General features: G+C 40.1%; 5 protein-coding genes and 1 pseudogene. 4 read left to right on the forward strand and 2 right to left on the reverse strand.

All coding sequences use genetic code 11. The features are described 5' to 3' along the window. Positions 1-112: 112 nt before the first annotated feature. A complete protein-coding gene (locus tag G1O98_RS34745) occupies positions 113-1,288 on the forward strand; it encodes a patatin-like phospholipase family protein (protein ID WP_163938334.1) in 1,176 nt (391 codons plus the stop codon). A 648-nt stretch (positions 1,289-1,936) separates the two neighbouring features. Here the strand turns inward: G1O98_RS34745 and tsaE are convergent. After that, positions 1,937-2,392, reverse strand: coding sequence for a tRNA (adenosine(37)-N6)-threonylcarbamoyltransferase complex ATPase subunit type 1 TsaE (tsaE, locus tag G1O98_RS34750; protein ID WP_163938337.1), 456 nt, complete (start codon positions 2,390-2,392; stop codon positions 1,937-1,939). 7 nt (positions 2,393-2,399) lie between these two features. Continuing rightward, positions 2,400-3,788 (reverse strand): gluconeogenesis factor YvcK family protein, encoded by a 1,389-nt coding sequence (locus G1O98_RS34755; protein WP_163938339.1) that lies wholly within the window; start codon positions 3,786-3,788, stop codon positions 2,400-2,402. A gap of 174 nt (positions 3,789-3,962) precedes the next feature. Between G1O98_RS34755 and ruvC the strand changes: the two genes are divergently transcribed. From ruvC to G1O98_RS34770, 3 genes and pseudogenes are all read left to right on the forward strand, one after another. Next, positions 3,963-4,454 carry a crossover junction endodeoxyribonuclease RuvC gene (gene ruvC, locus G1O98_RS34760; RefSeq protein WP_012411616.1) on the forward strand — a complete coding sequence of 164 codons (492 nt, stop codon included), beginning with the start codon at positions 3,963-3,965 and terminating at the stop codon, positions 4,452-4,454. Positions 4,455-5,290: 836 nt separating this feature from the next. Continuing rightward, the gene (locus G1O98_RS34765; protein WP_163938342.1) at positions 5,291-7,573 is read left to right on the forward strand and encodes an NACHT domain-containing NTPase; all 2,283 of its coding nucleotides are present in this window, start codon (positions 5,291-5,293) and stop codon (positions 7,571-7,573) included. A 319-nt stretch (positions 7,574-7,892) separates the two neighbouring features. Further along, positions 7,893-8,492 (forward strand): annotated as a pseudogene (locus G1O98_RS34770) (chemotaxis protein CheB); the annotation flags it as partial. Between the last annotated feature and the right edge of the window lie 103 nt (positions 8,493-8,595).

The following is an 8,595-nucleotide window of genomic DNA, read 5'->3' on the forward strand; positions in this document are numbered from 1 at the left end:
CCCTTCCCCCTTTTCCCCAAAACCCGACAAGTATTGACCTTCATCCAGGTCATGTATTTACCAGAAACTATGCCCGAAAAGATAACCGTAGAAATAATCAAGGAGAATTGCTATGTCCTTCAAAATTTTAGCTTTAGATGGTGGCGGTATTCGGGGAGTTATTGCAGCCCGAATGCTTAAACAAGTAGAACAAGAAATTAGAAACCAGGGTAAAGGGAACTTCTTACACGAATACTTTGACCTCATTGCTGGCACTTCTACTGGTTCAATATTGACAGGGGGGATTGCTGTAGGAAAGACAAGTGATGAACTTATTAAAATGTATATAGATAAAGGTAAAGATATCTTTCCGGCGAATAGAAAAGAACTCTATAAAAATTTGCCGTCCGTCATCAAATCAATTCTTGATGTATTTTCAGCATCTAAATATTCTCATGATGGAATTATTAGTGTCCTCAAAGATGCTTATAAATACACAAGAATAAAAGATGTTGAAAAACCTATTATCTTGATTTTGGCTTACGATACGCTATATCGCAATACAACCTTTTTTACAAACTGTCATCCCGATCTAGGAGACAGATGGTACGATGACTGTTATTTATGGGAGATATGTACCGCTTCTGCCTCTGCACCTACTTTTTTCCCGCCATATAAATTAGAACCTGTAGATAAAGAAAAGTTTGGCGATTGGGAATTTCCACACATTGATGGAGGAGTTTCTGCTAACAATCCCTGTCTTGCAGCTTTGAGTTTAGTTATGAGGATCAGCCAGTCTACAGTATCTCCAGAAATAAAGCAAAAATATAAACTAAATAATCTGCGATTGGAAGATATTTCTATCCTTTCTCTTGGCACAGGTCAAACTGGTGAACCATATCAATATAAGCAAGTAAGTAAATGGAAAGGCTTAGACTGGGTACAAAATTTGACTAATATCTTTATGGAACCTACATCAGAGATTGATAGCACAATTTGCCGGCAAATCATGGGTGGATACGAGTCTAAACGTTACTTGCGTCTTCAGTTTGAATTAAATGAGACATTTAAACCTAAGCCAAAAGAAACTTATAAAGATCCTCGGATTGTATTACCTCCAGAAGAGCGAAAAAACCGATTTACAGGCAAAAAAGTTACTCAAGAAATAGATAATACTAGTCCAGAGATTATTCAGCAGTTAATAGATACTACCTCGGCATTCATCGATCAAGGTCTTACTTACTATACCAGGGATGACTCTGGCTTACCGATAAAAAAGGCGATCGCTTCTTTCATTAGAGAAAACTAGTGCATCCACGTAGATATATTAATGTCAACTAATACAAGATAAAACATCTCGTATTTTTACATAACTATCGTAAAAATACGAGATGTTTTATTTAAAACTGCTAACAGTGATAATTACAGATGTCAACCGAAGAATTTATTGGTATTTACAATTACTTAAATTAATTTTTTAATTATTATATAAATCAGTATTATTGTGTATATATTGTGACTTTAGTTCGGGTATATTGAGTATAAGGAAAAGTTAGATAACTTCTAGATAGCTTGATGTTATTTAACTTTTTTCTATTAGCTTTGACTGCTAAATAATCCAGATTTGTTCTCTTAATGAGAGTAGAGAACCAATCAGGTTAAATCAAGCTGACTAGGTGCTGCAAAAACTCTCATTTAACCCAACAACAGTTTACCTTTTCTTAATTCATACACTATCTAAATCAGTTTTTTAACTGATTATTGCAGCAATAAAGCTGCTGTTACAAAAATTTTTCACTTAATTTGGATAGAGATAACAATGTTAGTGATTTACAGTGGTGAGCGTGGTAGTGGCAGATAGAAGGAGTGTGAAGTTCTCCCTCAACTATTAGCAAAAATTTTTTAGTGTTGCGATCTAAAAAAGTGAAATCTCTTGTACTTCGGTCGGGATATGAGCTTAGATAGCAGCAATGGCTTCACTAAGGGCACAATTGAATGGTATGAGTTCGACTTGACGAGTACCTCCATCCCCATAAGTCAAAGTCACACTTAGATAACTATCTGGTTTGTAGGGCAATCGTTCCGCCCATTCAACTGCCACAATTCCTGGTATGACCTCAATACCTTCCCAATAACTTTCTAAATTTAGGGCTGCAACTTCTTGTGGTTCTAAGCGATATAAATCTAGGTGGTAAAGGGGGAGCCGTCCTTCTGTGTACTCATTAATCAGGGTGAAAGTGGGACTGACAATAGATTCAGCAATTCCCAAACCCTTACCAATACCTTGAACTAAGGTAGTTTTACCAGCGCCTAAATCACCTTCTAGTAAAATTACACTGCCAGCAGTCAGGGATTCACCGAGACTAATACCTAAGCGTAGCGTCGCCTCTGTATCTGCAAGAAAAATTTTCATAACCGAGTCAAGACGTGATATTTCTCCTTTTTCCATAATGACCTCTACCGTACCACCGCAACAACACTTGTGCTAGTTTCTGCGGATTGTGACGGACAAAACCCGTTTCATCTTCATATAAAACATTAGCTGCAACAATCCTTCGCCCTAGTTGAGTTACGGCTTCTCTATCTAGGAAAACGGGATGGGAGTTTTGTTCGGCGTAGCGGATGAGTGATTGCTCTGAGGGAGATTTTTTGTGGATTAGCACAGCATCAAATAGCCGTCTTTCCCCACAAGCAGCATCAATTGCTCTAATGTGATCTGCAACAGTGTAGCCTTCAGTTTCTCCCGGCTGAGTCATGATATTGCAGATATAAATACGGGGGGCATCTGTTTGAGCGATCGCATCGGCAATTTCTGGTACTAATAAATTAGGAATGAGACTTGTATAAAGACTACCTGGCCCAATAATGATGTAATCAGCTTCTTTAATTGCCTTAATCGCTGCTGGCACTGCCGGCGGATTATCAGGAATGCAGCCAATTTTGACAATTTTCCCTCCAGCTTTGGGAATGCTAGACTCGCCCTCAATGCGGCGACCATCGGTTAATTCAGCCCAGAGGCGAACATCACTGAGAGTTGCCGGTAGTACTTGTCCCCGTACCGCTAGCACCTTAGAACTGGCTGCAACTGCTTGTTCTAAATCTCCAGTAATATCACTCATTGCCGTTAAAAACAAATTGCCAAAACTGTGACCTGTTAACCCATCTCCAGCCCGAAAACGGTATTGAAACAATTCTGTTAACAACTTTTCTTCATCTGCTAGTGCAGCCAAACAATTGCGAATATCCCCTGGTGGTAACACTCCAAATTCTTGACGCAACCGCCCAGAAGATCCACCATCATCAGCAACAGTGACAATAGCAGTAATATTAGCGCTGTAGGTTTTTAGTCCCCTCAACAACGTAGAAAGACCCGTACCACCACCAATTACTACTATTTTCGGGCCTCGGTACAGTCGATGATGTGCCAGCAAGACATCGATGAGTTCTTCTCCGCCTTCTGCCCTTAGTACCTTAGTAATTGAGCCAACAGTACGAGTTTGTCCCCAAAGCACTAACAGCAATCCCCCAAGCAGCACCAAAGGCCCACTGATATAGTTGGGTAAGATGTTGGTGATTACTCCAAGGAAACCCCTAAACAACTCGATCATCCAAAAAATTGGGGTCAGCTTAACCCAAATAGCTAACCCCAAACTCGCCAGCAGTACACCCCCAATACTTATCAACAACCAACGTTTTACCGATAGTCCAGGGGATAACCATTTGAACCACTGGTTAACCCGATAGGAAGTTCGAGAACGCGACTGCTTTTGCAGGGCGTTGAGGGCTTGTCTGAGAAAACCAATTGACATACCTGATTTACAGCAGTGCTACAAACAATAATTAACAGAAAATGTACACCACTTGGTTTTTAACACTAGGCGTGAAACTATTATATTTGTCAATTCCATTAGACTAAGAGCAAGTGGTCAAGATTGCCAGTATTCCTAGTTAAACAATACCCTGGTTTAGTAAAAGTGAATTGAATGGAAAAACGAATTTTAGGATTAGATCCAGGACTGGCAACTTTAGGGTTTGGGGTAATTACCTGCACACAAATTGCCAACAAGGTGCCAGAAACTACAGTAAATATGCTGGATTTTGGGGTAATTAAAACGTCAGCAGATGTAGAAATGGGACTGAGGCTATGTACCTTGTTTGATGATTTACACACCGTGATGGAGGAATTTCAACCAGATTTGGTTGCGATCGAGAAACTATTCTTCTATCGGATGTCAAGTACAATTTTGGTTGCACAGGCGCGGGGTGTATTAATTTTGGTGTTGGGTCAGCGTCGTCTTCCTTATGTAGAGTTTACTCCGGCTCAAATTAAGCAAGCTTTAACGGGATATGGCAATGCAGATAAGTTAGATGTGCAAGAGGCGGTAGCACGGGAGTTAGATTTAGATGAAATTCCCAAGCCAGATGATGCTGCGGATGCTTTGGCGGTAGCTTTGACCGCTTCTTATCAGTTGTAAGTGTGTACACAAAGAATAAAGTTCTAAAATGAACAAACAATAAACTTCTTAAGTGAGAATACATTCATCAGAATCAAGACGCTCTCTACGAGACGCTGCGCGTAGCTTGCTTCTCTGTAAGAGTACGTGGACTCGCTACCGCTACGCTATCAGTGAGGGATTCAGATCCGACACTGATTGTTTTGCAGCAAATTTTCAATTGGGTGTGGTGTTTCACCATTTATTCATCCAGCATTTGCACGGAATTGAATTTCTGATGCTGGCAAAATTGCACATGTATTATTTCTTGTTAATAAGGATTTTGCTTAATAAGTAGGCTTGACAATAAAACGCTATAACTATTTAAATAAAGAAAAAATCTTATGTTTTAAATACGTTTGCGTTAATAATACATCTTAGAGCCAATTATATTTAAAAAGCCAGTTAGCAACACAATAAAAGGACTTGAGAATCTAAGCCTCATGTCGGCACATAAACCTCTAAATCATAAGCTTGAGCTAAGTTATTTAAACATTAATTATAACAAGCTAACTTTATACAAAAGTATACAGAAGTGTTACAATAATGAGTACTCAATCGTACATAAATTTGAGACTTGCCGCACCACTAGAGGTAATAGATATACAAAAACTTTCTCGGCCACCCAATACAAAGTTATAAAACATACTTTAATTACTCAAATTTTACTGAAAAATGCAATGATAGGATATTGTCCGAAGATGCTTTAAATAAATTATTAGCACTTAAAAATAGCTAACTTAGTTTCTAAGTAGTTCCGAAATTATATATTGCAATAATGTCAACTTGAAGAATTTTTATCCGATGTGTAAGCTTCTATGGTCAAGCGATCGCTCGAAGCATCAGTTACCGGGATTGAACAAGCCAAAAAAGCGTTCGCTCATAAAGGGTGGACACAAGATAATTTGGCTTTTGAAGTCAACTTAAAGACTCGCCAACCAATTTGGCGGTTTTTTACTGGGCGTTCGGTTGACCGTCATATCTTTATAGAAATTTGTTCGGTGTTGTCGTTGAATTGGCGTGAGATTGCGGCTAATCCTCCAGAAGAATTTTCTGAATCAAAAGAACTTAGTGCTGCTGAATTTTTAGATATTGATGCTCTAGTACAATTTGTGCGATCGCAACGCTTTGACAAAATTCAAGACCAGTGCGGCACTTTGCAGTTATTAGATGTTAGTCGCCCCGTTAGAATCGACGACATTTACATAGATGTCAACATTTTGGAGGAGATTGCAAGCCTTCAGTGGTTAGAGTTTTCTGACTTGCAAAAGTTTACATCAAAAGAATTTGATCGCTTTGGTTTAGGTGAAGTATCCCAAATAGAAATCGCAGGGATCACGGCAGTTCAAACTTACTCAAAGCTACGGGTGTTGGGTAAACCGGGAGCAGGTAAAACCACTTTTTTACAACATCTGGCGATTCAATGCAACCGAGGCAGATTTGCTGCAAATCGGGTTGCCATTTTTGTCACCTTAAGAGATTTTGCCGACGAATCTAGAGAAGCAAGAGAGTTCAATTTAATCAACTATATTTACAAGGAATTCCTTACCTGTGGGATTGCAGATCCATCTGTGCTGGAAACTTTGTTGTTGTCAGGCAGAGTGTTGCTGTTGCTGGATGGATTAGATGAAGTGCTTCATCAAGAAAGGAAGGGTGTCGCCAATGAGATTCGCAGATTCTCTGAAAAGTATCAAAAGAATATATTTGTCGTCACCTGCCGCACGGCGGCTAAAGCTTTCAACCTTAGACGCTTTACAGATGTTGAAATTGCCCCATTTAGTCAAGACCAAATTGTTGCTTTTGCTCAGAAGTGGTTTACAGCACTTACAAAAACGAACATCCAGAATAAACAAGGACAGGCAATTGAGTTTATTAAGAAACTAGATTTACCGGAAAACTTACAATTTCGTAGACTTGCCGTCTCCCCCTTGTTTTTACATCTCGCTTGCTGGGTTTTTCATCACCAGAACAAATTCCCAAACCAAAAAATTGCGTTTTATAAGCAATGTTTATACCTCCTGCTGGGCAAATGGGATGAAACCAAAGCAATTGAACGGGATGAAGTGTACGAAGGTTTCTTATTATCACAAAATCTGAAGTTGCTGAGTCAGGTTGCTAGCGCGACATTTGACCAGGGTAATTACTTTTTTGAACAACGCATTGTTGAACAATACATTAGCGATTATATCTGTGATTTACCGAATGCTTCGACGGAACCAGAGGAATTGCAATTAGATAGTGAAGAGGTACTTCAGGCGATAGAGTTACAACATGGATTACTAGCAGAACGAGTGCGGGGAATTTTCTCCTTCTCTTATTTGACGTTTCAAGAATATCTGACTGCTCGAAAAATTGTTGCCAGTTATAATTTACAAGCATTAGAACGACCGTTAGAACGTCTGGTGAGTCATATTACTGAACCCAGATGGCGCGAAATCTTTTTGTTAACGGTTGCCATGCTGCGGAGTGCAGATTTCTTAGTACTGTTGATGAAGCAAGAAGTTGATGCGCTAGTGGCTCAAGATCCATATTTGCAACAATTTCTAACTTGGGCAAATCACAAGTCCCTTGCCACTCCCCCCCAGCCTATTGCAATTCGTGCGTTTTACCTTACTCTGGCTCGAACTCCTCACTTGATATCGCCCTTTGCTCTTGTCTGCATCCTTGATCAGGATATTTTTTTGGATGCGGCATTAGATAACCTAGTAATGGAATGCAAATCTAATTTTGCCGATGCCGATGCCTGCGACGATGCTTTGAGTTATGCTTTAGCGATCGCTCAAGATGCTGGCTTACATCAAGCTTTACAACAACTTAAAGACCTACTGCCCGATCCAGAACAAAGTAGAGAAAGCATTCAGACATGGTGGCAAACAAGTTATCCTGCTTGGATGGAACAGTTAAAAACTGCGATCGCCAAGCATCGAAACATTGAACATCACTGGCACTTCAGCCCACAGCAACAGCAAGTATTGCAACAATATTACGATGCCAATCAGTTGCTTCTCGATTGCCTCAATAGCAACTGTGAGGTAACAGGCGTTGTGCGGCAGGAGATTGAAACTAGTTTGTTGTTGCCGAGAAAAGAACTGTCCGAGTGAGAATGGCAGGGACTGTGATGAGGCAAGAGCCAAATCAATTTCATTATTCAAAATGTGTAATTTTGAATTTCATTAAATGGTCAAGTCCTTTCATTTCACTACAACTTTCAATCGCAGAAAATAATTGTGCGTGATTTTAAAACCTTTTTAGAGACGCAAAATTGCATTTTGTGCTATTCCTCTAAAGTCTTATTCCTCAAATGAAGAATAAATCCTCTCAAAGCTAGGTGAGCAAATTCTTTGGCTGCGTTATTTTCGGTACTGGCAGTAAACGTGCTTTTATTGACCACGCTGCTATGCTAGTGAAATCGTTACATTAATGCTTGAACACAATATTATTGTCATTGGAACATCAGCCGGTGGAGTTGAAGCGCTGACTTATCTAGTCAAGCATTTGCCGCCCAATCTTAATGCTGCTGTGATTATAGTTCTTCATGTATCCAGTCACAGCACGAATGTTCTGCCAAAAATATTAAGTCGCGCTGGCAACCTACCAGTATCTCACGCTCAGGACGGCGAAGCTATTGTTCATGGTCGGATTTATGTTGCTCCCCCTGACTATCACTTACTGGTAGAACGAAGATATTTGCGTTTGACGCGGGGGCCAAAAGAAAACCGTTGTCGTCCCGCGATCAATCCATTGTTTCGCAGTGCAGCACGAGCCTATGGGCAGCGCGTGATTGCTGTGCTACTAACAGGTATGCTTGACGACGGCACGGCGGGACTAATAGCTGTAAAAATGCAGGGTGGTATGGCAATTGTCCAAAATCCCGATAATGCTTTGTATTCTGATATGCCACGGAATGCGATCGAGAATGTAGACGATATTGACCATATCGCGCCACTTTCAGATATTCCTTCTATTTTGGTAGCTTTAGTTAATATACCAATGGAAATAGAACCAGAAAACCCCATACCTAGTAGTCTGCCAACCCAAAAATGCTATGTGAGGTCTGGGGAAAGGGGAAAGGGGAAAGGGTAAGGGATTTAAAACCTTTCCCCCTGCCCCTTATCCCCAGAGG

It is taken from the genome of Nostoc sp. UIC 10630, from assembly GCF_010747425.1.
GTDB lineage: Bacteria > Cyanobacteriota > Cyanobacteriia > Cyanobacteriales > Nostocaceae > Nostoc.